Origin of the sequence: Sediminimonas qiaohouensis DSM 21189, assembly GCF_000423645.1 — a bacterium.
GTDB lineage: Bacteria > Pseudomonadota > Alphaproteobacteria > Rhodobacterales > Rhodobacteraceae > Sediminimonas > Sediminimonas qiaohouensis.
In genome coordinates this window covers 321,864-347,387 of record NZ_AUIJ01000002.1, presented here as the reverse complement: position 1 = coordinate 347,387, position 25,524 = coordinate 321,864, and the positions used below count along the sequence as shown (strand labels likewise).

The 25,524-nt window shown below is 65.0% G+C and carries 23 protein-coding genes; 13 read left to right on the top strand and 10 right to left on the bottom strand.

The window, feature by feature from the left end; translation table 11 throughout:
- Positions 1 to 111: 111 nt before the first annotated feature.
- On the bottom strand, positions 112 to 294 hold the full coding sequence (locus G568_RS0104115; RefSeq protein WP_026756838.1) for a hypothetical protein: 183 nt from the start codon (positions 292 to 294) through the stop codon (positions 112 to 114).
- 67 nt (positions 295 to 361) lie between these two features.
- Between G568_RS0104115 and G568_RS18225 the strand changes: the two genes are divergently transcribed.
- Entirely contained in the window at positions 362 to 1,267 is a 906-nt protein-coding gene (locus tag G568_RS18225) for a tetratricopeptide repeat protein (RefSeq protein ID WP_051202715.1), read from the top strand.
- On the opposite strand, the gene hpt is transcribed toward G568_RS18225, so the two are convergent.
- A complete protein-coding gene (gene hpt, locus G568_RS0104105) occupies positions 1,268 to 1,834 on the bottom strand; it encodes a hypoxanthine phosphoribosyltransferase (RefSeq protein ID WP_026756837.1) in 567 nt (188 codons plus the stop codon). It abuts the gene before it with no gap.
- A gap of 71 nt (positions 1,835 to 1,905) precedes the next feature.
- Here hpt and G568_RS0104100 point away from each other — a divergent pair, with 71 nt between their 5' ends.
- Positions 1,906 to 2,355: a type II toxin-antitoxin system RatA family toxin gene (locus G568_RS0104100; protein WP_026756836.1), complete on the top strand. Its 450-nt coding sequence runs from the start codon at positions 1,906 to 1,908 to the stop codon at positions 2,353 to 2,355.
- Between the two features lie 272 nt (positions 2,356 to 2,627).
- Positions 2,628 to 3,953, top strand: a complete 1,326-nt coding sequence (locus tag G568_RS18220; RefSeq protein WP_051202713.1) for an MmgE/PrpD family protein — start codon at positions 2,628 to 2,630, stop codon at positions 3,951 to 3,953.
- Positions 3,954 to 4,056: 103 nt separating this feature from the next.
- On the opposite strand, the gene G568_RS0104090 is transcribed toward G568_RS18220, so the two are convergent.
- Genes G568_RS0104090 through G568_RS0104080 form a run of 3 tightly spaced genes read right to left on the bottom strand, consistent with a single transcriptional unit; the run spans position 4,057 to position 6,163 of the window.
- Positions 4,057 to 4,530 (bottom strand): CinA family protein, encoded by a 474-nt coding sequence (locus tag G568_RS0104090; protein ID WP_026756835.1) that lies wholly within the window; start codon positions 4,528 to 4,530, stop codon positions 4,057 to 4,059.
- On the bottom strand, positions 4,527 to 5,018 hold the full coding sequence (locus tag G568_RS0104085) for a phosphatidylglycerophosphatase A family protein (RefSeq protein WP_026756834.1): 492 nt from the start codon (positions 5,016 to 5,018) through the stop codon (positions 4,527 to 4,529). Before G568_RS0104085 ends, G568_RS0104090 begins: the two co-directional genes overlap by 4 nt.
- Entirely contained in the window at positions 5,015 to 6,163 is a 1,149-nt protein-coding gene (locus G568_RS0104080; protein WP_026756833.1) for a bifunctional 2-C-methyl-D-erythritol 4-phosphate cytidylyltransferase/2-C-methyl-D-erythritol 2,4-cyclodiphosphate synthase, read from the bottom strand. Before G568_RS0104080 ends, G568_RS0104085 begins: the two co-directional genes overlap by 4 nt.
- 191 nt (positions 6,164 to 6,354) lie before the next feature.
- On the opposite strand from G568_RS0104080, the gene dusB reads away from it, so the two are divergent.
- The 9 genes from dusB (at position 6,355) to hflX (ending at position 18,259) form a co-directional block, all read left to right on the top strand.
- Entirely contained in the window at positions 6,355 to 7,338 is a 984-nt protein-coding gene (dusB, locus tag G568_RS0104075) for a tRNA dihydrouridine synthase DusB (RefSeq protein ID WP_026756832.1), read from the top strand.
- Positions 7,335 to 8,429, top strand: a complete 1,095-nt coding sequence (locus tag G568_RS0104070) for a two-component system sensor histidine kinase NtrB (protein ID WP_026756831.1) — start codon at positions 7,335 to 7,337, stop codon at positions 8,427 to 8,429. Before dusB ends, G568_RS0104070 begins: the two co-directional genes overlap by 4 nt.
- Positions 8,429 to 9,811, top strand: coding sequence for a response regulator (locus G568_RS0104065; RefSeq protein ID WP_026756830.1), 1,383 nt, complete (start codon positions 8,429 to 8,431; stop codon positions 9,809 to 9,811). The genes G568_RS0104070 and G568_RS0104065 overlap by 1 nt, the downstream gene beginning before the upstream one ends.
- A 165-nt stretch (positions 9,812 to 9,976) precedes the next feature.
- The gene (locus G568_RS18215) at positions 9,977 to 12,202 is read left to right on the top strand and encodes a sensor histidine kinase NtrY-like (protein ID WP_084627333.1); all 2,226 of its coding nucleotides are present in this window, start codon (positions 9,977 to 9,979) and stop codon (positions 12,200 to 12,202) included.
- Positions 12,195 to 13,625 carry a nitrogen assimilation response regulator NtrX gene (gene ntrX, locus G568_RS0104055; RefSeq protein ID WP_026756829.1) on the top strand — a complete coding sequence of 477 codons (1,431 nt, stop codon included), beginning with the start codon at positions 12,195 to 12,197 and terminating at the stop codon, positions 13,623 to 13,625. The genes G568_RS18215 and ntrX overlap by 8 nt, the downstream gene beginning before the upstream one ends.
- 79 nt (positions 13,626 to 13,704) lie before the next feature.
- The gene (gene trkA, locus G568_RS0104050; RefSeq protein WP_026756828.1) at positions 13,705 to 15,081 is read left to right on the top strand and encodes a Trk system potassium transporter TrkA; all 1,377 of its coding nucleotides are present in this window, start codon (positions 13,705 to 13,707) and stop codon (positions 15,079 to 15,081) included.
- A 17-nt stretch (positions 15,082 to 15,098) separates the two neighbouring features.
- Entirely contained in the window at positions 15,099 to 16,598 is a 1,500-nt protein-coding gene (locus tag G568_RS0104045; RefSeq protein WP_342664604.1) for a TrkH family potassium uptake protein, read from the top strand.
- A 147-nt stretch (positions 16,599 to 16,745) separates the two neighbouring features.
- Positions 16,746 to 16,985 carry an RNA chaperone Hfq gene (gene hfq, locus G568_RS0104040; protein WP_026756826.1) on the top strand — a complete coding sequence of 80 codons (240 nt, stop codon included), beginning with the start codon at positions 16,746 to 16,748 and terminating at the stop codon, positions 16,983 to 16,985.
- The gene (gene hflX / locus G568_RS0104035) at positions 16,985 to 18,259 is read left to right on the top strand and encodes a GTPase HflX (protein ID WP_026756825.1); all 1,275 of its coding nucleotides are present in this window, start codon (positions 16,985 to 16,987) and stop codon (positions 18,257 to 18,259) included. Before hfq ends, hflX begins: the two co-directional genes overlap by 1 nt.
- A 20-nt stretch (positions 18,260 to 18,279) precedes the next feature.
- Here the strand turns inward: hflX and G568_RS0104030 are convergent, their stop codons facing one another.
- Both G568_RS0104030 and G568_RS0104025 read right to left on the bottom strand, forming a co-directional pair.
- The gene (locus tag G568_RS0104030; RefSeq protein WP_026756824.1) at positions 18,280 to 19,536 is read right to left on the bottom strand and encodes an MFS transporter; all 1,257 of its coding nucleotides are present in this window, start codon (positions 19,534 to 19,536) and stop codon (positions 18,280 to 18,282) included.
- Positions 19,537 to 19,698: 162 nt separating this feature from the next.
- Positions 19,699 to 22,185, bottom strand: coding sequence for a penicillin acylase family protein (locus G568_RS0104025; RefSeq protein ID WP_026756823.1), 2,487 nt, complete (start codon positions 22,183 to 22,185; stop codon positions 19,699 to 19,701).
- A 47-nt stretch (positions 22,186 to 22,232) separates the two neighbouring features.
- Between G568_RS0104025 and G568_RS0104020 the strand changes: the two genes are divergently transcribed.
- Positions 22,233 to 23,138, top strand: a complete 906-nt coding sequence (locus tag G568_RS0104020) for an NAD(P)-dependent oxidoreductase (RefSeq protein WP_281168975.1) — start codon at positions 22,233 to 22,235, stop codon at positions 23,136 to 23,138.
- A 73-nt stretch (positions 23,139 to 23,211) separates the two neighbouring features.
- Here G568_RS0104020 and G568_RS0104015 read toward each other — a convergent pair whose 3' ends face one another.
- The 3 genes from G568_RS0104015 to G568_RS0104005 all read right to left on the bottom strand — a co-directional run bounded on the left by G568_RS0104015 (position 23,212) and on the right by G568_RS0104005 (position 25,521).
- Entirely contained in the window at positions 23,212 to 23,541 is a 330-nt protein-coding gene (locus G568_RS0104015) for a DMT family transporter (protein WP_026756821.1), read from the bottom strand.
- 13 nt (positions 23,542 to 23,554) lie between these two features.
- Positions 23,555 to 24,178, bottom strand: coding sequence for a YitT family protein (locus G568_RS0104010; RefSeq protein ID WP_051202711.1), 624 nt, complete (start codon positions 24,176 to 24,178; stop codon positions 23,555 to 23,557).
- Between the two features lie 128 nt (positions 24,179 to 24,306).
- Complete coding sequence (locus tag G568_RS0104005) at positions 24,307 to 25,521, bottom strand: NADP-dependent isocitrate dehydrogenase (protein WP_026756819.1); 1,215 nt, start codon at positions 25,519 to 25,521, stop codon at positions 24,307 to 24,309.
- Positions 25,522 to 25,524 lie beyond the last annotated feature (3 nt).

Below are 25,524 nucleotides of genomic sequence, written 5' to 3'. Positions count from 1 at the left end.
GCAGGTTTGCCTTAGGCAAAAGGGCGGGCGCGAACCTGGCGGTGTGCCGGGCTCCAATGATGCGAGCCTTGAATCCATGCTTTCGATGAAGGCCTTGTGCCCGGGGCGCCCTCATCGCGGGGTCAAGCGTCCGCGTGTGTTGTCGAGGCTCAACCAGTCGGGCCAGCCCACGTAGCGCTCAATCACGTAGATCACCGCCGCCACCGCCACGATGGACAGCACCAGCTTGACCATCTTTTCGGATGGCGGATTGCGCGCCCAGCGGGCCATCCTGACGATCCAACGCATGTTCATGTCGCACCCCGTTCCCCCGCGGCAAAGCTTAGGCTACTGTGCCCGCGATTGAAACGGGGAGAGATGGATGATCCGCCACGCATTAGCTCTGAGCATCGCGATATTCTGCGCCGGGCTGGCGCGCGCGGACACTGTTGATGACGCCATCGCGGCGTACGGGCAGGGCAATCACGCCGCCGCGCTGACTGTGATCGAGCCCGCCGCGCGGGGCGGAGACGCGCGCGCGCAAACCATCCTGGCCGATGCCTATGGCACCGGGCGCGGCAAGTCGCGCAGCCCGCGATTGGCGCTTGAGTGGCTGGAAAAGGCGGCGGCGCAGGGGGCGGCGCGGGCGCAGTTTGATCTTGGCGCGATGCTGCTGGAGGGGCGCGAAGGGGTTGCCGCCGATCCGGCCCGCGCCAAGACCCTGCTGGAGGCGGCGATGCGGCAGGGCTATGCGCCCGCCTTTGCCGCGCGCGGGCGGATGCTGCTGGAGGGGCGCGGCGGTGCGACGGACCCCGCCGGCGCGGTTGCCTTGCTGAACACCGCGCTGGAGCTGGGGCACGCGCCGGCGGGTAGCGTTCTGGCGCGGATCTACCGGCAGGGGCAGGGGGTTGCACCCGATGCGCCGCGCGCGCGCCGTATCCTGGACCGGGCCGCGCGGCTGGGCGATGGCGCGGCGCTGCGCAGCCTTGGCGCGATGCATGAGCAGGGCGAGGGCGGGGCGGTGGACCTGATCGCCGCTTTCGTCCTTTACCAGGAGGCGGTGAACCTTGGCGATATACCCGCCGGGGTAGAGCTGGCGCGCTTCATGCAGACGCATGAGGGGTATTGGCGCGATCCGCCGCTGGCCTATGCCTATTGCCTGTGGGCGGTGCGCGAGGCCGACGGCGAGGCGCAAATCACCGCCTTCGCCGACACCTGCACGGCCCTGGGCGAGGGGATGTCGCAGGCCGAGCGCAAGGAGGGGCGCAAGCTGTTGCAGCAGTTCTGATTACGCCTCGGGCGCGAGGTGATCGCCCTCGGGCGTGAACCGCACCTTGCCGATATAGGGCAGGTTGCGGTTGCGCTGTGCAAAGTCGATGCCATAGCCGACGACGAATTCATCGGGGATCTCGAAGCCGGTCCAATCCGCGCGAATGGGTGTCTCGCGGCGCGTCGGCTTGTCCAGAAGGGCGATTGTCCTGAGTTTGCCTGGCCCGCGCGATTGCAGCAGTTGCAGCACATGCGACAGGGTATAGCCGGTATCGACGATATCCTCGACGATCAAAACATCGCGGCCCTCGATCTGGCCGCGCAAATCCTTGAGGATGCGCACCTCGCGCGAGGATTCCATCGCGTTGTCATAGCTGGACGCCTCAAGGAAATCGACCTCGACGGGCAGGTCCAGCTCGCGCACGAGATCGGCGATGAACACGAATGATCCGCGCAGCAGCCCCACCACGACCAACTTGTCGGTCCCGGCGAAGTCCGCGGCGATTTCGCTGGCCAGTTCCTCAACCCGGGCGGCGATGGATTTGGCCGAAATCATTTGATCGATGACATAAGGACGCTGTGGCATGACTTCCCCTTGCAATTCCGCGCCCACTCTACGAAATGGGGTGCCACTGTCACGACCAAAAATAATGCGACATGCCAACTCATTCCGAAACACGCCATCTGCCTTACACGCCGCAACAGATGTATGATCTGGTGGCCGACGTGGCCTCGTATCCGCAGTTCCTGCCGTGGTGCGCGGCGGCGCGGGTGCGCTCGGACACGGAACAACCCGATGGCAGCCGCGTGATGGAGGCCGATCTGGTGATCAGTTTCAAGGTGTTCCGTGAGCGGTTCACCAGCCGCGTGGTGCTGTGGCCCGACGATCTGCGCATCGATACCGAGTACCTGGATGGCCCGTTCAAATACATGAAATCCAACTGGTCCTTTCACCCCGCCGATGGGGGATGCAGCGTTGATTTCTTTGTTGATTTCGAGTTCCGCAACGCCATGCTGCAACGCATCATCGGCGTGGTGTTCAACGAGGCCATGCAACGCATCGTGCGCGCCTTCGAGAGCCGGGCAAGGGCGCTTTACGGGGCGTGAGGGGGCGCGCATCGCCGGGCCGCCCGTCGCCCCAAAGGGGCGCCGCCCATCATAGGCACGCCTCTGGCGTGACGGCACGGCGATTTGGCAGATGTTCGCGCAAAGCTCTGAGGTTTTTCGGATTTGGCTGGCATAAAGTGCCCCGCACCGACGGTGGATCGCCGCACCGCGGCCTGCCGATGCGCGGCGCTCTTCCCGATCCGCCCCGTTGCAGACCCCGCGCCGCGCGATATAACGTGCCCCGATCCCGCCCCGTGTAACTGGAGCCGCCGATGACATCGCTCACTGACCGCCTTGCCGGTTTCGCCGCGCAGACAGCCCCGGCCGACATCCCGGGTAGCGCGCGCGCCGTGCTGCGCCTGTCGCTGCTGGACTGGGCCGCCGTTGCCATCGCCGGGCGGGATGAGCCGGTATCGCGTATCACGCGCGGTATGGCATTGGCCGAGGCCGGCGCGCCGCGCGCCAGCGTCATCGGCCATGGCACCCGCCTGCCGCCACGCGCTGCCGCGCTGGTCAATGGCGCGACCAGTCATGCGCTGGATTACGACGACACGCATTTTGCCCATATCGGCCACCCATCGGTGGCGGTTTTGCCTGCCGCGCTGGCGCTGGCCGAGGATCGGGGCGCGGATTGGCCCGCGCTCGAAACCGCCGCCCTGATCGGGCTGGAGACGTCTGTGCGCGTTGGCCTGTGGCTGGGGCGCGGGCATTATCAGCACGGGTTTCACCAGACCGGCACCGCGGGCGCGTTTGGCGCGGCGCTGGCGGCGGCGCGGCTGCTGGGCCTGACCAAGGATCAATGCGCGATGGCGCTTGGCCTGGTGGCGACGCGCGCCTCGGGCCTGAAGTCGCAGTTCGGCACAATGGGCAAGCCGTTCAACGCGGGCCTCGCCGCCGCCAACGGGGTCGAGGCGGCGCTGCTGGTCGAGGGGGGATTTGTCGCCAACCCCGACGCGGTTGAGGCGCCACAGGGCTTTGGCCCGACCCATGCTGGCAGCGCCGAAGAGGGCGCGCTCAATGATCTGGGGCAGGCGTGGCTGTTCGAAGGGGTGAGCCACAAGTTTCACGCCTGTTGCCACGGGCTTCATGCTTGCCTTGAGGCCGCGAAAACGCTTGGCGCGCTTGATCCGGCGGCGATCGAGCGGATCGAGGTGGCGACCCATCCCCGGTGGCTGAGCGTGTGCAACCAGCCCGCGCCGAGCACCGGCCTTGGCGCCAAGTTCAGCTATGCCACCGTCTTGCCGATGCTTTTCCTGGGGCACGATACCGCGCAATTGCAAAGCTACAGCGACGATTTATGCGCCGAGCCGGCCGTGCAGGCCCTGCGCGCGCGGGTTGCCGTCACCGGCGACGATAGCGTGGCCGAGACGGCCAGCCGCGTGCGCGTCACCCTTGCCGGGGGCGAGGTGCGCGAGGCCACGCATGACCTTGCCGCGCCGATGTCGCTAGAGGATCGGCAGGCCCGCGTGCACGAGAAGGCCGGCGCGCTGCTGGGCCCGGATATCGCGGCACGGCTTTGGCAGCTTGCTGGCGGGGCGGGGGGCGTTGCGGGCTTTGCCGCCGCGCTGCGCGGCGCGGGCGATGCGGCGCCGTCCTGAGGCGGTCTTGCCGCAGGTGACGCGTCGTTGTGCCGCGAATCGACGCCTCACGGCCTGAACCGTCCGTTTGGGCACAAACGCCAATCGCGAATGCACCGCGCGCTCACACACCGCGTGCGGCCTTGATCAGCAGGTCGAGCGCGTGATCGCGGGCCGCCTCGCGCACCCCTGCGCGGCCAAGCGCGCCGAACTCGATGGTTTCGCTTTCGCAGCCTGAGGGGGTGGCCACCCCGAAACACACGCGGCCCTCTGGCTTGAACTCGGACCCGCCGGGGCCGGCGATGCCGCTGATTGACACTGCTACATGGGCTTTTGAGGCCGCAAGGGCGCCGCGCGCCATCTGTTCGACCACCGCTTCGGACACCGCGCCGTCCGCGTCCAGCGTGTCGGCCTGCACGCCCAGCATCTCGATCTTGGCGTTGTTGGTGTAGGTGACGAAGCCGCGCTCGAACACGTCGGACGATCCGGCGACGTCGGTGATCGCCACGGCGACCATGCCCGCAGTGCAGCTTTCAGCGGTGGCGATCATCCACTTTTTTTGTCTGTATAACGACAGTATTTCGTCGGTGCGGGTCATAGCAATATCACCCCGTGCGAGACTGCCGCCGCGACGACTACGACCACGGCGGCACCCGCCCCGGCGATGACATCGTCCAGCATCACGCCCCACGCGTCCGGCCGCCTGTCGGCCCAACCCACCGGCCCCGGTTTCCAGATATCGAACAGCCGGAACGCGGCAAAGGCGGTGATCCAGCCGGGCCAAAGCGCCAGCACGGGAACGCCCGCATAGGCGGCGCCGATCATCACCGGCGCCAGCGCGGTCCATTGGCCTGCGACCTCGTCGATGACGATCTCGGAGGGGTCATGATCGGTCTGGCCGGCGGTGTCGCGGCGGATCGCCCACCATCCCAGCGGGATCACTATGATCAGTGCGGCCAGGAACGCCCATAGCCCGCCAAGCGTATAGAGCGCCCAGGCAACCGGCAGCGCCGCCACCGAGCCCCAGGTGCCCGGCGCCGGGCGCATGTGCCCGACAAGGAAAAACGTCGTGATCAGGTGTATCATGGGCGTATCACCGTTGCCGTTGCGGTTGCTGCTATGCCTTCCTCGCGCCCGGTAAAGCCGAGCTTTTCGCTGGTCGTGGCCTTGACCGAAATGCGTGTGGCGTCGATCCCGGTGATCTGTGCCAGCTCTGTTTGCATCGCGTCGGCGTGGGGGCCGATCTTGGGCTGCTCGCAGATCAGGGTGCAATCGATGTTCGCGATTCGGTATCCCCGCGCGCGGACCGTTTCCACGGCGTGCGCCAGGAATATGTCGCTGGCCGCGCCCTTCCATCGCGCATCGGAAGGGGGGAAATGGCGCCCGATATCCCCCTCGGCCAGCGCACCATAGAGGGCGTCGGTGATGGCGTGCATCCCCACATCGGCATCGGAGTGACCCTTAAGTGCATGAGTATGCGGAATTTTCACGCCGCACAGGATGACATGATCGCCGGGTGCAAAGCGGTGCACGTCATAGCCGTTGCCGGTCCTTACGTCGAAATCGGGTGATTGGTCGCGGCTCATGTGTCTCCGCAGGATGCGCTCGGCGCGGGCGAAATCCGCGCGCGTGGTGATTTTGATATTGTCCTCGTCGCCGGGCACGATGGCAACCTCCAGCCCCGCAGCGCGGGCGACTTGCACGTCGTCGGCGGCGTCATCGGGGTGGGCGTTGTGGGCGGCACGGATCGCTTTGACATCAAAGCCTTGCGGGGTTTGTGCGCGCCACAGGCCATCGCGCGGAACGATCCCGGTGACCGCGCCGCCGTCGCCACGCCAAAGTGCGTCGCTTACCGGCAGGGCGGGCGCGGCGCCGGGGCTGTGGCCCAAGGCGCGGATCACGTCCGCGATCACCGATTGCGACACGCAGGGGCGCGCCACGTCGTGGATCAGGACCGTTTGCGCGTCCGTCAGCATCTCCAGCCCCGCCTTGACCGACGCCGCGCGACTGTCGCCGCCCGCGGTGGTAAGGATCTGGCCTGATGTTTCAACGCGGTCCACCTCGCCGGGCGGGAGGACCACGACGATGCTGTCGATGTCGGGGGCGTTGCGGAACGCATCGAGCGTCCAGTCGATCACGCGGCGCCCTGCAATCGGTTGCCATTGCTTTGCAATTTCCCCGCCGGCGCGGGTGCCACGCCCGGCGGCAAGGATGATGGCGGCAGTTGTCATGTCCGTGTGACCGCGTTGTTGAGCCTGCCCTTGCATAGGCCCTGCAAGGGCGGAGGGCAATGCGGAGGAGCCCCGACAATACTGCACAATAATTAGGCGAAATGCCCCGGGGGAGTCCGAAATCCCTTTTGTTTTGTTGAAGATGGGGGGCGCAGACGGTATCAGGGGTGTGTTGCCCAAGGATTAAGCAGATGACCCTCTCGATTTCCGACCATTCCATTTCTCTGCCGGTGTTGCTGGCGCCGATGGCGGGGATTACGGATGTGACATACCGCAGTTTGGTGGCCCGGTTCGGCGCCGGCCTGGTGGTGAGCGAGATGGTCGGCAGCCAGGAAATGGTGCAGGCCAAGCCGGGCGTGCGGGCGCGGGCCGAGCTGGGCCTGGAGCGCGCAGATACCGCCGTACAACTGGCCGGGCGCGACCCCTACTGGATGGCCGAGGCCGCGCGCATGGTTGAAGATAGCGGCGCGCGCCTGATCGATATCAACATGGGGTGCCCGGCCAAGAAGGTTGTCGGCGGCATGTCCGGATCGGCCCTGATGCGCGAGCCGGACCATGCCCTGCGCCTGATCGAGGCGGTGGTCGGCGCCGTCGGCCTTCCGGTGACGCTCAAGACCCGGCTGGGGTGGGACGAGGGGTGCCTGAACGCGCCGGACCTGGCTCGGCGCGCGGAAAACGCCGGGGTGCGGATGGTGACGATCCACGGGCGTACGCGCTGTCAGTTTTACAAGGGGCGCGCGGATTGGGCGGCGATCAATCGCGTCCGGCAGGCGGTTTCGATCCCGGTAGTGGCCAATGGTGATATCGTCGATGGCCCGTCCGCCAAGGCGGCGCTGGCGCAGTCGGGTGCGGATGGCGTCATGGTGGGCCGGGGCGCGCAGGGGCGGCCTTGGTTGCTTTCGCAGATCGCGCACGAGTTGGGGCACGGGCCGGCACCCGATATTCCGCTCGGCGGTGCGCTGGCGGATTTGGTGGCCGCGCATTACGAGGCGACGGTCGCGTTTTACGGCGCGGACCTGGGCCTGCGCGTGGCGCGCAAGCACCTGGGCTGGTACATGGACGAGGCGGGAACGCCCGGCGGCTTGCGGCGCGAGGTTCTGACCGCGACGAGCCCGGCGCAGGTGCTGGGGCTGTTGCGGATGGCCCTGTGCGACGGCGAGAGGGCGGCCGCATGACCGACGGGGAAAGCGCCGCTGTGTGGTCGTCGCTGCCGTTGCCGGGGCTGGTTTTGGACCGCGACGACAGGATCGCCGACATCAACCCCGCCGCCGAGGGGTTCCTGAACGCATCCGCCAAGGCCCTTGCGGGGCAGCCGGTTTGGGACAAGGTGATGGTCGATGCGCCGCTTGACCGGGCATTCGCGCGGGCGCGGCAGACCAATTCGCCGCTATTTGTCAACGATGTCGATGTTGGCACGGGGGACCGGGCGCCGACGCAGTGCAACCTGTCGGTGGCGCCGTTGCAGGATAGGCCCGGCTATATGCTGCTGCTGATCTCGCCGCGCGAGCTGGCTGGGCGGATCACGCAGAACCACACGGTGAAATCGGCGGCCAAATCGGCGATCGGCATGGCCGAGATGATGGCGCACGAGATCAAGAACCCGCTGGCCGGGATCACGGGCGCGGCGCAGCTTTTGTCGATGAACCTTGGCCCCGAGGACCTGGAACTGACCGATCTGATCGTGGCCGAGAGCCGCCGGATCGTGAAGCTGCTGGAGCAGGTCGAGCAGTTCGGCAACCTCTCGCCGCCCGATTTGCAGCCGATAAACCTGCATGACGTTCTGGACCGTGCGCGCCGGTCGGCCGAAGTGGGATTCGGTGCGCAGATGCGGATCGAGGATGACTATGACCCGTCCTTGCCGCTGGCGCTTGGGGACGCGGATCAGTTGGTGCAGGTGGTGCTGAACCTCTTGAAGAACGCGGCGCAGGCGGCGGGCAAGGGGGGTGGGACGATCCGCCTGCGGACATATTTCGAGCATTCCTTCAGCCTGCGCCGCAACGATGGGTCGGGGCAGGCGCTGCCGTTGCAGATCGAGGTGATGGATGACGGCCCGGGCCTGCCGGACGAGATCAAGGGCGACATATTCGAGCCGTTCGTTTCGGGGCGCGAGAACGGTACCGGGCTGGGATTGGCGCTGACGGCCAAGATCGTCTCGGATCATGGTGGATGGATTTCGGTCGAGTCGGTGCCTGGCCGCACCGTTTTCCGAATCTCGTTGCCGATGGCGAAACCGGCGGGTCAGCGCAGAACCAGGGAGAGATCGTGATGGACGGAACCGTTCTGGTTGCCGACGATGATCGCACAATTCGAACCGTTTTGACGCAGGCGCTGACGCGGGCGGGGTGCAAGGTTCATGCCACGTCAAGCCTGACAACGCTGATGCGGTGGGTTGGCGAGGGCAAGGGCGACGTCGTGATCTCGGACGTGGTCATGCCCGATGGCAACGGCTTGGAGATGCTGCCCAAGATCGCCGAGGATCGCCCCGGCCTGCCGGTGATCGTGATTTCGGCGCAAAACACGATCATGACTGCGATCAAGGCGGCGGAGGCGGACGCGTTCGATTACCTGCCCAAGCCGTTCGACCTGCCGGACCTGATGAAGCGCACGGCGCGCGCGTTGGATCAGCGCCGCCGCGCCGATCCGGCGCCTGCACCCGCCGAGGAGCGCGGCGAGCAGCCCAGCGATCTGCCGCTGGTGGGGCGCACGCCCGCGATGCAGGAGCTTTATCGCCTGGTCGCGCGGGTGATGAACACCGATATCCCGGTTTTGGTGTCGGGTGAATCGGGGTCTGGCAAGACCCTGATCGCGCGGGCCATCCACGATTTCTCGGATCGGCGAACGTTGCCGTTCGTGTCGGTCAGCGCCTCGGACCTGCGCGATATCGAAGGGCCCTCGCGCGTGTTGGCGCGGGTGCGGGGCGGTACCCTGCTGTTTGATGAGATCGGCGATATCGACCCCGATGCACAGGCCCGCATCGTGCGCATGATGGACAATCCCGGCGATCATGTGCCGCGGTTCATGGCCACGACACAGGCCGATCCCAAGCGCGCGATGGAGGCGGGGACGCTACGGCAGGATCTTTACTATCGCATGAGCGGCGCCAGCCTGCATGTGCCCGCCCTGCGCGAGCGGGTCGATGATATCGCGCTGTTGGCGACGCATTTCCTGACCCAGGTTGAGGCGCAGGGCGGGCCGCGCAGGCGATTGTCCGATGACGCGCTTGAGATGATGCGCAGCTATAGCTGGCCTGGCAACGTGCGGCAGCTTGAAAACGCGATCCGGCGGCTGGCGTTGACCGCGCAGGCCGGGGAAATCTCGCGCGCCGAGGTCGAGGCGGCCCTGGGCAGTCAACCGGAGGCCGAGCAATTGGGCGGCGGCGCCGATGGCGAGACCACCGAACAGCTTTCGGGGTCGGTGGCGCGGCACTTGCGGCGGTATTTCGATTTGCATGGCAACATGTTGCCGCCGCCGGGCCTTTATGGGCGTATCCTGCGCGAGGTGGAGCTGCCCCTGATCGAGATCGCGTTGGAGGCGACGGGCGGCAATCAGGCCAAATGCGCCGATCTGCTGGGCATCAACCGCAATACCCTGCGCAAGAAGATCAATGATCTGGATATTCGCGTGACACGGCGCCGGAAGTTGATGTAAAACCGCAACAGAGGCGTGACAAATCGGCGCCACTTGGGCAGTGCCGGTGCACGCAAGGTGAATGTAGGCGGTTCGTCCCTGTGGCGACACGGGAAATGGGGGAGACGGGTGGTTACCCGCGCCGGGCAGAGACTTACGTGGGGCAGGATCAGCCGTTTGCGGCGGATGCGGCGTGTGCGCAACGCGGCGACGCTGGGTCTGGTGCTGCTTGGACCGGTTCTGGCGCTGGCGACGTTCCTGGTGCTGGGGCCGCTGGATCAGGGGGCATCGGCGCCGGGCCTGCGGTTGGTTCTGCTGGCCGATCTCGTCTATGTAATGCTGATCGCGGCGCTGGTGCTGCAACGCGTTGTCGCGCTTGTCGCGGCGCGGCGGGCGCGCTCGGCAGGGTCCAAGCTGCACCTGCGGTTGACCGGCGCATTCGCGCTGTTGGCGTTGATCCCGACCGTGTCGGTCGCGGTCTTTGCCGGGCTGACGGTCAATGTGGGCCTTGAGGGGTGGTTTTCGGATCGAGTGCGGCAGGTTGTCGGCTCGTCCCTGGCGGCGGCCGAGGCCTATGAGCAGGAGCATCGCGCCGATTTGACCAAGGACGCGCGCGCGCTGGCGGAGCTGTTGAACGCGACGCGCCGCTCGCAGGTATTCATGAGCGACGGGGACGTGCGGCAAGTCCTGAGCCAGGGACAGGCGCAGATCCAGCGCGGGCTGCGCGAGGCGTTCGTCATTGATGGCACCGGCGAGATACGCGCGCGCGGCGAGCGGTCCTATCTGTTTGATTTCGAGGAACCCAGCGATGAACAGATCGCGAATGCGCGCGACGATGACCTGTTGATCATAGAGGATTGGGACAACAACGAATTTCGCGCGTTGCTACCGCTTAAGGAGTTCACCGATCGGCTGCTATATGTCAGTCGCGAAGTGGATGGCGCGTTGCTGAGCCTGCTGGACGACACGCAGGAAACCGCGCGTTTCTATCAGCAGCTTGAGCGCGACAGGGGGCGGGTCCTGTTTGAATTTGGCCTTATTTACCTTGGTTTCGCGCTGATTCTGATCCTGGCGGCGATCTGGCTTGGTCTGTGGTTCGCAGAGCGCCTGTCGCGCCCGGTGGGGCGGTTGACGGATGCGGCGCAGCGTGTTGGCGGCGGCGATATGGATGTGCGCGTGGTCGAGGAAGAGGGCGACGACGAGATCGCCCAGCTGGGCCGCTATTTCAACCAGATGACCCGCCAGATCAAGGCGCAGCGCGACGCGCTACTGGACAACACGCGCCAGATCGAGCAGCGCCGGCGGCTATTTGATTCGGTGCTGAGCTCGGTCACGTCGGGGGTTGTGGGGCTTGATAGCACGGGGCGCGTGACCTTTGTGAACCGGTCGGCCGAGCGGCTTTTGGGTTGGCACGAGGATCAGCAATCGCTGGCGTTGGCGGTGGCGGTGCCCGAGTTCGAGCCGCTGTTCAAGCGGCTGCAATCCGGACAGACGGAGACAGCGCAGGAAGAGATCAAGGTCAGCCGGGGCGGCAAGATCGAGAACCTGCTGGTGCGCATGGCGACCCGCCGCAACGAGCGCGGCGAGCGCGAGGGCTACGTGGTGGCCTTTGACGATGTGACCGACCTGGTGGCGGCGCAGCGCATGGCGGCGTGGGGCGACGTTGCGCGGCGCATCGCGCACGAGATCAAGAACCCCCTGACGCCGATCCAGTTGTCAGCGGAGCGGATCAAGCGCAAGTTCCGCCGCCGTCTGGACGATGAGAACGCGGAGGCGCTGGAGCAGCTCACGGACGTCATCAGCCGCCAGGCCGCCGATTTGCGCCGGATCGTGGACGAGTTTTCCAAGTTTGCCCGCATGCCCGAGCCGGATCGTCAGCCCGAAAGCCTGACCGAGTTGTTGCAAAGCGCGGTGTTGTTGCAGCAATCCGGTCAGCCCGATGTGGAGTTTTCATCGGACATCGCCAACGAACCCCTGATGGCCGATCTGGACGCGACGATGATCGCGCAGGCGTTGACGAACCTGATCAAGAACGCCGGCGAAGCGATTGAATCCCTGGAAAAATCCGGCGCGCCGGAGGGCTACAAGCCCGAGATCAGGGTGCAAAGTCGCAGCGACGGGGGCTGGGCCGAATTGCGGATCAGCGACAACGGCATCGGCCTGCCGGAGGATCGCGCGCGCCTGTTCGAGCCATATGTGACAACCCGCGACGAGGGCACCGGGCTGGGCCTGCCGATCGTACGCAAGATCATCGAAGAACACGGCGGAACGCTGACGCTGGAGGACGCGGAGCCCTTTGGGCAGGGTGATCACGCCGGCGCCATGGCGGTTGTGCGGCTGCCACTCAAGAGCGGCGCGCAGCAAGGCGATAATGAGCAGAGCAGGTTGCAAGGGACAGGGACGGATGAGTGATATTCTGATCGTTGACGACGAGCGCGATATCCGGGAGCTGATTTCGGATATCCTTGAGGACGAGGGCTATGCGACGCGGCTGGCGGGCAATTCCGACGATGCCATGGCCGCGATCAACGCCGAGCAGCCGGCGCTGATCGTGCTGGATATCTGGCTCAAAGATAGCCGGATGGACGGGATTGATATTCTCAAGACCGTCAAACGCGACAACCCCGATGTGCCGGTGGTGATCATTTCCGGGCATGGCAATATCGAGATCGCGGTCGCCGCGATCAAGCAGGGTGCGTATGATTTCATCGAGAAGCCCTTCAACATCGACCAGTTGCTGGTGGTGATTCGGCGCGCGATGGAGACATCGCGTTTGCGGCGGGAGAACCAGAAATTGCGCCGCCGCGACACCAGCGAGGCGCAGATGATCGGCGCCTCGGCCGCGTACCGGGCGTTGATGGGGCAGTTGGACAAGGTGACCAAATCCAACGGTCGGGTGATGCTGACCGGGCCGGCGGGGGCGGGCAAGGAAGTGGCGGCGCGCTATATCCACGCCAATTCGAACCGCGCCAGCGGGCCGTTCGTGACCGTCGGCTGCGCGTCGATCGAATCGGAGCGGATGGAAGAGGTCCTGTTCGGGCGCGAGGGCGCCGAGCGCGGGATCGAGCCGGGCCTTCTGGAGCAGGCGCATGGCGGGGTGATCTATTTCGACGAGGTCGCCGATATGCCGGTTGGCACGCAATCCAAGATCCTGCGCGTGCTGGTCGATCAGCAGTTTCAGCGCGTCGGCGGCGCCGACAAGGTGCGCGTGGATCTGCGGGTAATCTCGTCCACCAATCGCGATCTGCAGGCCGAAATCGCCGCCGGGCAGTTCCGCCAAGAGCTGTATCACCGCTTGAACGTGGTGCCGATCGCGGTGCCGTCGCTTGAGGACCGGCGCGAGGATATCCCCTTGTTGGCCGAGCATTTCGTGAGTCTTTTCAACCGCACGCAGGGCTTGCCAATGCGCGAGATATCGGAAGAGGCGGTGGCCCTGATGCAGACGATGATCTGGCCGGGGAATGTCCGGCAGTTGCGCAACCTGATCGAGCGGGTGCTCATCCTTGGCGAGGGTAACGGCGCCATCGAGGCGCGCGAATTGCCGGCCCCCGAGGAGGGCGCGACCAGTGATGATGAACGCGTGGTTCTGTCAGGGGCACTGGCGACGCTACCGTTGCGCGAGGCGCGCGAGGCGTTTGAGCGGGAATACCTGCTGACCCAGATCAACAGGTTCGGCGGCAATATCAGCCGCACCGCCAATTTCGTGGGCATGGAGCGCAGCGCGCTGCACCGCAAGCTCAAATCGCTTGGGGTTGTGACAACGGCCAAGTCCGGCCATCGGTTCGCGCATGTGGACGAGGCCGGGAACGAAGCCGAGAACGAGGCCGAGAGCTAAGCGCTGCGGTGTTACAAACGATTGACCGGGGCAGGGGGTTCTGCCATCCACTAGGGCCTGATAGCGAGGACTCGCAGCCATGAAAGTGATCATCTGCGGTGCCGGGCAGGTTGGCTGGCAGATCGCCCGCCATCTTTCCGGGGAAAAGAACGACGTGACCGTCGTGGACAACAACCCCGACCTTGTTCGGCGCGCGTCCGATACGTTGGATGTGCAAGGCATCGCCGGGTTCGCCAGCTACCCAGACATTCTTGATAGCGCGGGCGCGCGCGACGCTGACATGATCATTGCCGCCACCCACTCGGACGAGGTCAACATGGTGACCTGCCAGGTGGCGCATTCGGTCTTTGCCATTCCGCGCAAGATCGCGCGGCTGCGCAGCCAATCCTACCTGGATGCGATCTATTCGGACCTGTATCGGCGCGATCACCTGCCCATCGACGTGGTGATCAGCCCCGAGCGCGAGGTGGCCGAGGCCGCGATGCGGCGGTTGTCCTCGCCTGCCACGTTCGACACCGAAAGCTTTCTCGGCGGGCGGGCCGAGTTGCTGGGCATCACTATTGAGGAGGATTGCCCGGTGGTGAACACGCCGCTGCGGCAGTTGACGGACCTGTTTTCGACGCTGCGCGCGGTGGTGGTGGGGGTGCGCCGCGAAGGCCGCCTTTTCGCGCCCGAGCCGGGCGATCAGTTGTTCGTGGGCGATGCCTGCTACGTTTTCGCGGTGAACGAGGACATCACCCGCACGCTGGAGATTTTCGGCAAGACCCCGCGCAAGCAAGAGCGGGTGGTGATCATCGGCGGCGGCAATGTCGGCCTGACGGTGGCGCGCGGATTGGAGACGCGGGGCTCCAAGATCCGTGCCAAGGTGATCGAGATGTCCCGCGCCCAGGCCGAGCATGCGGCGGACGCGTTGGAGCGGACCATCGTGCTGCATGGCGATGGCCTTGATGTGGGCCTGTTGTCCGAAGCGGGGATCGAGCGGGCCGACGCCGTGTTGTGCGTGACCGACGATGACAAGACGAACCTGCTGGCGGCGGTGCGCGCGAAATCCATCGGGTGCCCGATGTCGGTGGCACTGATCAACGATCCGACGCTGACGCCGCTGATGGGGCCGCTGGGGATCGACGCGTATATCAACCCGCGCGCGACCACCGTCAGCTCGATCCTGCGCCATATCCGCCACGGGCGGGTGCGCGGGGTCTATTCCATCGGCGATGCCGAGGCCGAGGTGATCGAGGCCGAGGTGCTGTCCACCTCGCCGATCGCGGGGCGGCGCGTGCGCGATATCGAGTTCCCCGAGGGCGTCCTTGTCGGCGGTATCCTGAAAGGAAGCAAGGTGATCCGCCCCACCGGCGGCACGCGTATCGACGAGGGGGACGTGATCGCCCTGTTTTCCAAGGCGTCGGATGTGCCTGAGGTCGAAAGGCTGCTTCAGGTCTCGATCGATTATTTCTAGTCATGGCGGACGCGCTGGTGAAACTGCCGCTATTCGTGATCCTTGCCGGGATCGGCATGGGTGCGATGTATGTGCCCGCGATGCATGCGCTGTCGCTGTCCAGCCACGCCGAGGCGCGCGCGTTTTTCTACTCGGGCACGCTTGGCCTTTTGGTCCTGACGATGGTGGTCGTGGCCCTGTCGGGGCGCACGCGGGCGCACAGCACGATGCAGAACCTGGTGGCGCTGCTGGCCGCGTTCACGGTGCTGCCGCTGCTGTTGGCGGTGCCGTTCCACGAGGCGTTGCAGACGACCAGCTTTCTCAATGCGTATTTCGAAATGGTGTCGAGCCTGACGACAACCGGCGCGGTGCTTTTCGATGCCGAGCGCCTGAGCCCGACGCTCCATCTGTGGCGCGCGTTAGTGGGGTGGCTTGGCGGGCTGTTGATGTGGGTGTCCGCCGCCGCGATTCTGGGGCCGCTCAACCTTGGCGGGTTCGAGGTGACCGCGACCGGGCAGCCGGTGCAGTATGATCGCAACTGGCGCCAAACCGAGCGCGCCGATCCGCAGCACCGGGTCATGCGCGCGGCGCTGGTGCTGGCGCCGGTCTATGCGGGGCTGACGGCTGTCCTGTGGGTCTGCCTTGTGATCGCGGGCGATAGCGGCCTGACGGCGTTCAGCCACGCGGCGGCGGTCATGGCGACCAGCGGCATCACCCCCTTGCCGTCTGCGCAGGTGTCCGGCGCGGGGGTGTGGGGCGAGGCGCTGATGGCGATGTTCATGCTGTTTGCGCTGTCGCGCGTGACGTTTTCGCGCGACACCCGCGCGCGGGCCAGCCCGGGAGTCTATGCCGACCGCGAGTTCCGCCTGGGGCTGGTTCTGGTGCTTGTTGTGCCGCTGGTGATGTTCGCGCGCCACTGGGCCGGCGCGATCGAGATCGACGGCGGCAACAGCACGCTAACGGCGGTACGCGCCTTGTGGGGCGGGGTGTTCACCGTTTTGTCGTTCCTGACGACAACCGGGTTCGAGAGCGCCGAATGGGCGGCGGCGCAGGATTGGTCCGGCCTCAATACCACGGGCCTGATCTTCATGGGGCTGGCGATGATCGGCGGCGGCGTGGCGACGACGGCGGGCGGGATCAAGCTGCTGCGCGTGTGGGCGCTCTATCTCAATGCGCTGCGCGAGATGGAGCGGCTGGTTCATCCCAGTTCCGTCGGCCGCGCGCGCGCCAATGATCGCCGCATGCGGCGGCAGGGGGCCTATATTGCGTGGCTGTTCCTGATGTTGTTTGCGCTGACGTTGGCGGTTTTTGTGCTTGTCCTGACGGCCTTGGGCCAAAGCTTTGATCATGCGACGGTGCTGGCGATTGCGGGGCTGTCCACGACGGGGCCCTTGATCGGGTTTGCCCCCGATAGTCCCATTGTCCTGGCCGACATCGGCGCGGCGGCGAAAATGACATTGTGCGCGGCGATGGTGCTCGGGCGGTTGGAAATGCTGGCCATCATTGCGCTGATCAGCAGCAGCGTGTGGCGCGAGTAGCGGCCCCGTGCATTGATTAGTGTCGGAATATCCACGTTAATTTGGGGCTGGAAACTCGCGTCATGGCGCGACATACTCGGTTAAAAGCAGACCGGTTCGGGCGTTGGTACCTGGCCGGTTCTGGCAGGCAAGAATAAAGGGTTTCCAATGGCTTCCGATAGACAGAATCTTCAGGACGCATTTCTTAATCACACAAGAAAAACGAAAATCCCGGTTACGATTTTCCTGATCAACGGGGTAAAGCTGCAAGGGGTTATCACCTGGTTTGACAATTTCTGTGTCCTGCTGCGCCGGGATGGGCAATCGCAACTGGTCTACAAACACGCGATTTCCACGATCATGCCCGCCCAACCCATCAACCTGTATGACGGTGACGAGTCCAATTGATTGACGAAGACCGCGTCGCAACGCGGACATGGGTGCTGCATCCCGACCTGAAAACCGACAAAGAGCGCCGCGAGCCGAGTTACGCGCTGGACGAGGCGGTGTCGCTGGCGCATGCCCTTCCGGGGCTGGAGGTGGTCGGGGCGCAGGTTGTGCCGCTGTCGCGGGCGCATCCGGGGCACCTGTTCGGCACCGGCAAGATCGACGAGATCAAGGCGCAACTTGCGGCCGAGGAGGTGCACCTGGTTCTGGTTGACGGGCCGGTGACGCCAGTGCAGCAACGCAACCTGGAAAAGGCGTGGAACGTCAAGCTGTTGGATCGTACGGGGCTGATCCTTGAGATATTCTCGCACCGGGCGCGCACGCGCGAGGGTGTTTTGCAGGTCGAGATGGCCGCCCTGAAGTATCAGCGCACGCGGCTTGTGCGGGCCTGGACCCACCTTGAACGGCAGCGCGGCGGGCTGGGATTCGTGGGGGGGCCGGGCGAGACGCAGATCGAGGCGGACCGCCGCGCCATCGACGAGCAGATCGTCCGCATTCGCCGTCAGCTTGAGAAGGTCGTGAAGACGCGCAAGCTGCACCGTGCGGCGCGGGCCAAGGTGCCCTATCCGGTGGTTGCGTTGGTGGGCTACACCAATGCGGGAAAATCGACCCTTTTCAACCGCTTGACCGGCGCCGAAGTGATGGCCAAGGACATGCTGTTTGCGACGCTCGACCCGACGATGCGGGCCGTGCGCCTGCAGGGGGGCGGCCCCGAGGTGATCTTGTCGGACACGGTGGGGTTCATCAGCGATCTGCCGACGGAGCTGGTCGCGTCGTTCCGCGCTACGCTTGAGGAGGTTCTGGAAGCGGACCTGATCGTGCATGTGCGCGACATCAGCCACCCCGAAAGCGATGCGCAAGCGGGTGATGTGCGCGACATCCTTGCATCCTTGGGGGTGAAGGGGGCGACGCCGCTGATCGAGGTGTGGAACAAGATCGACCAATTGCCCCCCGCCGAGAAAGAGGCGGAGATGGTGCGCGCCGCCCGCAGGCCCGACACCTGCGCGATGTCGGCGATCACCGGCGAGGGGATGGAGGCATTCCTGCAGATGGCCGCCCGCGCCTTGGAGGCCGAACGGCACGTGACCCATTTGCATCTGCCATACGAGGACAGCCGCAAGCGCGCCTGGCTGCACCAGCAGGGTGTGATCGAGAGCGAGACGCAGACCGACGAGGGGTTTGATCTTTCGGTGCGCTGGACTGCGCGGCAGGAGAAAGATTTCCGCGAGATGTGAGTGCGAGCGTGCGCGGGGGGTCAGTCCTGCGCGTCCTGCTCTTCGGCCTGTTCGATATACCAGTCCTGCGCCGCGCTGACCGCCACGGGCGAGGCCGTGGGGCTGACGCCGACATAGGCCCCCGTTTCATCGACAGGCACCGAGGCGCGGCGCGTCATGCGCCAAAGCGCGTAGGCGGCGATGGCGAAGAACAAAAGCATCACGAACAGCCAGAACCCCTTGGGGCCGACCCATGACATCAATTGCCCGGTTACGATCGGCCCGGTGATCGCGCCCAGCCCGTAAATGAATACCAGCCCGCCAGAGGCGGCGGGCATATCCTCGATTTCCAGGAAGTCGTTGGCATAGGCGATGAACAGCGAATAAAGCGGATTTGTCATGCCGCCAAAGACGAACGCTATGATCAGCAATACCGGGTAGGCCGAGCCCGACAGGAACCCGGCAAGTCCCACGCCTGCGCCGACCACCGACACGCCGCAGATCAGCACGCGGCGATCCATGCGGTCGGACAGCCAGCCGATCGGGTATTGCAGTACCAGCGATCCGGTGAAGATCATCGCGATGAAGGTGGATATCTGTCCGACGCTCAGCCCCGCCGCGGCACCGTAGACCGACGCCATGCCGAATTGCGCGGCAAAGACACCGCCGAGAATCATCATCCCGACCGCCGCCAGCGGGGAGTTGATGAACAGCGTCGTCAGGCGCATCGGCTTGGCGGTATCGAACGCGGGCGTGGGCGAGATCGACAAAAGGATCGGCGCCACCGCCAGCGAAACAAGGATCGAGGGCAGGATGAACAGCACGAAGCCCCCCGCATCGCCCACGTTCATAAGCCCTTGCGCCGCCACCATGCCAAGCATCTGCGCGATCATGTAGGCCGACAGCGTCTGGCCGCGGGTCTCGTTTGTGGCGGCGTTGTTGAGCCAGCTTTCGGCGGTCACGTAAACGCCCGACAGGCAAAACCCCAGCGCTACGCGCAAAAGCGTCCACGCCCACGGCTCAGCCAGGACCGGCAGGGCGATGAGGCCTGCGGACAGGAACGAGGCCAGAGCGGCGAACACGCGCACATGCCCGACACGGCGGATCAGTTCGGGCGTAAGGCGCGATCCCGCCAGGAAGCCAACGAAATACCCCGAGGTGATTACCGATAGCTCGAATGTCGAGAACCCCTCGATATCGCCGCGCACACCGATCAGGGTTGCCTGCATGCCGTTGCCGATCATGATGAGCGCCATGCCCAGCAACAACGCCCAGACGGCTGCGAGCACCTGAAACATGGGACTGACCTCCTTATCGTTGCTCGCTTGGGAAAAAACCCAGGCGGCGGCGGGCGTTATTCGCCGGCTAGCAATCGGCGTGCCTGCCGGTCCGTCCTGAACGCGACAGGTTGGTCAATCCGCGACAGGGTTTTCGCATCCTTTTGTGTCAGGCGCAGACCGTCAAGGGGATTTGGGGCGCAGGTGGGTGATGCCGACGGTGGCGGCGCGGGCCAGGTCCGCGTCAAGCGACATCGGGATATACTCCCCCCGGCGCCACAGCGTGCCCAGGTTGTCGTAGAACCGCGACAGGAAATGGCCCGATTGGCCCGTCGAGGTGATAAAGACCGAACTGTCGGGATCGGTGAAATCATAAACGCCGCGATACCCCGCGCCATGCACGTTTTGGAACGCATCGCTGCCATCGCCGCCGCGTGTTCGGCCCCTGAGCAGGGTATTGTCACCGCCGGAGGTTGATTGGCGGATGTTCACGAAGTAGCGCAGCACCGGTACCTCGCCCAAGGTGGGGTGGTCGTGCGTGGCCTGGTGGGCGTTGCCCCAGCGAAGCGATTCCAGCGTGGTGCCATAAGTTTCCTCAAGCCATGTAAGGGCATCGTCCAAGGCAAGGCGCGCCATGTCGGTGCATGTTTCCTCGGGCGCGCTTTGGATCACGTCGCACCAGACCGCCGCGCCATCCACGTCGCGGTAGACGCGTTCGATGAACAGGGGCTCGACATGGGTGAAATCGCGCGCCAGCGGGCCCAGCTCGTCGCGGATCAGGCGATCTTGCAACGCACGCATCCATGCCGCGTAGATCAGCGGTTCTGGCAGATGCTCGTTCATCTCGCCGTTCCAGTCGGCAAGAAGCGTCAGCGCGCGCTGACGGCGGCGCTCTGGCGTGCCGTCGGGGGCGGCTTCGCCGGTGAACCACAGATCGGCGCCGACCAGCGGAAGAAGCGCGCGCGCGGTAAAGCTGACGGTGTCGAGCTGCGCCTCGATGAAGCTGTCGCGGGTATGCACCTGCCGTGCCTGCATCAGGCGGCGCCAGCGTTGGATGCGCTGGCTGTCGCCCCAGTGAAAGCTGACATGCATGGGAAATGGCCGATCGACGGTCTTGTTGTTGGTGTTCCCGACGATACCGCCGCCGGGGTTGAGGAACTCGGGGTTGGATGCGTAGGGCAGGGTGCCCTGCCAGCGATTGCTTTCCACCCACCCGGGGCTGGGAATGCGGCCCTTGCTTTGGTGTGCGGCGGCGCGGCGCGGGTTGGCGCCAATGGTTTTCATGGCGATCTGGACGCCATCGGCAACGACGAGGTTCTGCGACGGCGCTATGTACTGCTCGGCGCTCGCCAGCGCATCCTGCACGGTGCGGGTGCGCATCATGCGCAGCGCAGCCTGAATGGTGGTGTCCTGGTCGCTAAGCGCCGTCCAAGACAGGGCCGCGACATGCCCCTTGGGCGTCACGCTTTCCAGATTGTAGTGGCTTCCCGGCAGGATTGGGCCGTTATCGCTCCAACGTAGGGTCAGGGTGACGGGGGCCGCATCCTTGATCTGGATGATGGATTTGGCGGTGCGGAACGGCTTGAACCCGTCCGGCGTCTTGTATTGCTCGGGATTGTCGGGGTTCAGCTTTTCGATCAGGACGTCCTGATCGTCGAGGTAAGATGAGGTGATGCCCCAGCCCAGGTCCTCGGACCGGCCGGACAGGACCACGGGGATGCCCGGGATGGTGCCGCCGATCACGCCGCCGCTGCTCAGCTCCAGCCGCGCGAGATACCATATCGACGGGGCGCTTAGCCCAAGGTGCGGATCGCTGGCCAGCAAGGTGCCGCCCGCGGCAGAGCGATCGGGTGCGGCGGCCCACGCGTTCGAGGCGCCGGCGAAGGGCCGCGCCCTGACCGGCGACAGCGGATCAAGGGGCGGGGTCACGCGGGCGGTGTTGCGTGGCAAATCGCTGCTGTTGAACAGCGCGGCATAGTCGGGAAGGGCGGCGATGCCGCTGCCGGGCGCGTCGGGCAGGATATCGGACAGGCGATCGGGGTCTTGCAGGGCAAGGCTTGTACGCGCGCGAATGACCTCCTCAGATAGGTGGCCCGATAGTTGTAGCGCCATCAGCTTGAGCATCGCGACGGTATCGGCGGGCTGCCACGGGGCGACGGGGGCGTCGAACAGGAACATCTCGGGCGCCCCCCGGCCCTTGGCGCCGCTGTTGATTTCCTCAAGCCGGGCGTTCACGCCCTTTGCATAGGCGTTGAGCGCGGTCAGGGTGTCATCGTCCAGTGCGCTGACGGATCTTTGCGCGAGCTTATAAAGATCAAGCCGCCGCAACAGCTTGTCTATCTTGAGGGTGCGCGTGCCGAATACCTCGGACAGGCGGCCCTGCGCCGTGCGCCGCATGGTTGTCATCTGCCACAGGCGGTCCTGTGCATGTGCGTAGCCAAGCCCGAAGAACACGCTTGCGTCGCCTGCGTCCTCGTCGCCGAAGATGTGCGGCACGTTGGAGTGATCGCGCACGATCTGCACCGGGGCCGACAGCCCATCCACGTGCAGCGTCTTGTCGTATTCGGGCAGGGACCGGGACGCCAGGTAGTAGACGCCGGCGATCACGACAACGATCAGAACGACCATTGCCGCCGCGATCCGCAAAAGCCACTTTATGAGACGCAGCATGAAAATCCCCCGTGGGCCTTGCCATTGCCTCTCTTGCTAGCCACAAATTGGCTGAGACACAAATGCAAGGGGATGGAAAAATGGCGAAATTGGCATTTCTCGGGCTTGGCGTGATGGGGTACCCGATGGCCGGGCATCTTCAGGCAAAGGGCCACCAGATGACGGTGTATAACCGGACCGCTGCGAAGGCCGAAAAATGGGTGGCCGAGCATGGCGGCGAGAGGGCCGATACCCCGCGTGAGGCAGCAAAAGGCGCGGAGATCGTGATGGCCTGCGTCGGCAATGACGACGACCTTCGCAGCGTCTGCCTTGGCGAGGAGGGCGCGTTCGCGGGGATGTCCGAGGGGGCGATTTTCGTGGATCACACGACGGTATCGGCCAAGGTCACACGCGAGTTGTACGAGGCGGCGCAAGAGCGGGGCGTCTCGTTCGTGGATGCGCCCATCTCGGGCGGTCAGGCGGGCGCGGAAAACGGTGCGCTGTCGGTCATGTGCGGCGGCGACGCGTCGGCCTACGACACCGCCGAGCCGGTGATTGCCGCCTATGCCAAGATGTGCCGCCGGATCGGTGCATCGGGCGCCGGGCAGATGACCAAGATGTGCAACCAGATCGCGATTGCCGGCCTGTTGCAGGGGTTGTCGGAATCGCTGCACTTCGCCGAGAAGGCCGGTCTGGATGGGCATGCCGTTGTCGAGGTGATCAGCCAGGGCGCGGCGGGAAGTTGGCAGATGGACAATCGGCACGCCACCATGATCGACGATGAGTTCGATCATGGCTTTGCCGTCGACTGGATGCGCAAGGATCTGGGGATTTGCCTGTCGGCCGGGGATGAGATGGGCGCGAGCATGCCTGTCACCGCGTTGATCGATCAGTTCTACAAGGACGTGCAGGCCATGGGCGGCGGCCGTTGGGATACTTCCAGCCTGATCAAACGCCTGCGGGCCTTGGCCTGAGGCGCAGCGGGAGGAGCGCGGCGCGCGGGGTGTGCGCCGCCCTTTCCCGCGGCCGCGGGTCCGGGCGAATGCCTCAGTGCGGCGCGGTATTTGAATACAGATGGATGATCAGGATACCGCCAAGAATCAGCGCCATGCCCAGAACCGCCGGCCAATCGAGGCGTTGACCGAAAACGGTGAACCCGATCAGCGCGATCAGGACGATGCCAAGCCCGGCCCAGAGCGCATAGACAACACCCACCGGCATCACCTTGAGGGTCAGGGACAAGAGCCAGAAGCTCAGCCCGTAAGACACCACCACGACGACCGATGGCAAGGGGCGCGTGAATTGCTGGCTGGCCTGTAGCGCGGAGGTGCCGATGGTCTCGGCGGCGACGGCGAGGAACAGGATCAGGTAGGTCATGGATACGCCTCCGTCAGGTCGCGACGTACCAGTCGCGGCGGTGATTGATCGCGATGGTCAGGTTGACGACGACAGCCCCTAGCACCGAAAGCGCCAGGGCGGGCGTGTCTATCACGAAAAACGCCACGGTGAACAGGGCCGCGTCGAACAGCAGTTGCGTATATCCGGCGCGAAACCCGGTGGCGTCTTGCAGGTAAAGCGCCAGGATACCCACCCCGCCGAGGCTGGCGCCGTGTCGAAACAGGGCCAGGAGCCCGGCGCCGGTCATCATCCCGAACAGGATCGCGCCGGGCACCGGCGCAAGGTGCGCGATCGAGAACCAGTCGGGGATCAGCATGCTGAAGATCGACAAGAGCCCCACCGCGGCAAATGTCTTGAGCGTGAACGCCAGCCCCATGCGCCGCAGCCCCAGCCAGTAGAACGGCAGGTTCACCAGGAAGAATATCGGTCCGAACGAATATCCCGTCACATAGGACAGAAGCACCGCCAGCCCCGCGGTCTGCCCCGTGACAAGGCCAAGATGCGTCAGGATCGTCACCGCGGTGGCCGCCATCGCGGTGCCGAACACAAGGCCCTGGATATCGGCGATGATGCCATGGCGCTGCGCATCGGGTGCGGGGGTGCCGGTTTTGGCCATGGTGCTGCTCTCCCTTGGTGTTGCGGGCCTGCTGAGGCGGCCGTTTCAAGTCACAAGGGGGCCACGGATGGCCCCCTTGTCTTGATGTCCGAGCCGGAGATGCGGTGCATCCCTTTGGCGGGGTTGGATCAAACGGTGAGCGACTTGTTGAGGTTCTCGTCAACCTTTTCAAGAAAGCCCATGGTGGTGAGCCATTTCTGATCGGGACCGACCAGAAGCGCCAGATCCTTGGTCATGAAGCCGGATTCGACGGTTTCCACCACGACGCGCTCAAGCGTTTCGGCGAAGATCTTGAGCTTTTCGTTGCCGTCAAGCTTGGCACGGTGCTTGAGCCCGCCGGTCCATGCGTAGATCGAGGCGATGGAGTTGGTCGAGGTTTCCTCGCCCTTCTGGTGCTGGCGGTAGTGGCGGGTGACGGTGCCGTGGGCGGCCTCGGCCTCCATGATCTGGCCATCGGGGGTCATCAGCTGGCTGGTCATCAGGCCAAGCGAGCCAAAACCCTGCGCGACGGTGTCGGATTGCACGTCGCCGTCGTAGTTCTTGCAAGCCCAGACATAGCCGCCCGACCATTTCATCGCGCTGGCGACCATGTCGTCGATCAGGCGGTGCTCATAGGTGATGCCCAGCTTTTCGAACTCTTCCTTGAATTCGGTCTGGTAGACCTCCTCAAAAATGTCCTTGAAGCGGCCGTCATACACTTTCATGATCGTGTTCTTGGTCGACAGGTAGACCGGCCAGCCCATTTTCAGGCCGTAGTTCATCGACGCGCGGGCAAAGTCATAGATCGACTGATCGAGGTTATACATGCCCATGTAGACCCCTGCGGAGGGGGCGTCATAGACCTCGTGCTCGATCACTTTGCCGTCTTCGCCTACGAACTTCATCGACAGTTTGCCGGGTCCGGGGAATTTCATGTCGGTGGCGCGGTATTGATCGCCGAAGGCGTGGCGGCCAATGACGATGGGCTTTGTCCAGCCGGGCACAAGGCGCGGCACGTTCTGGCAGATGATCGGCGCGCGGAACACCACGCCGCCCAGGATGTTGCGGATCGTGCCGTTGGGGCTGCGCCACATCTTCTTGAGGCCGAACTCCTCGACGCGCTGTTCATCGGGGGTGATGGTGGCGCATTTCACGCCAACGCCGACTTCCTTGATCTTGTTGGCGGCGTCCACGGTGATCTGATCGTCGGTGCGGTCGCGCTCTTCGATGCCCAGATCGTAATACAGCAGGTCGATATCCAGGTAGGGCAGGATCAGCTTTTTTTTGATGAAATCCCAGATGATCCGGGTCATTTCGTCGCCGTCGAGCTCGACGACGGGGTTGTCCACCTTGATCTTGGCCATGTG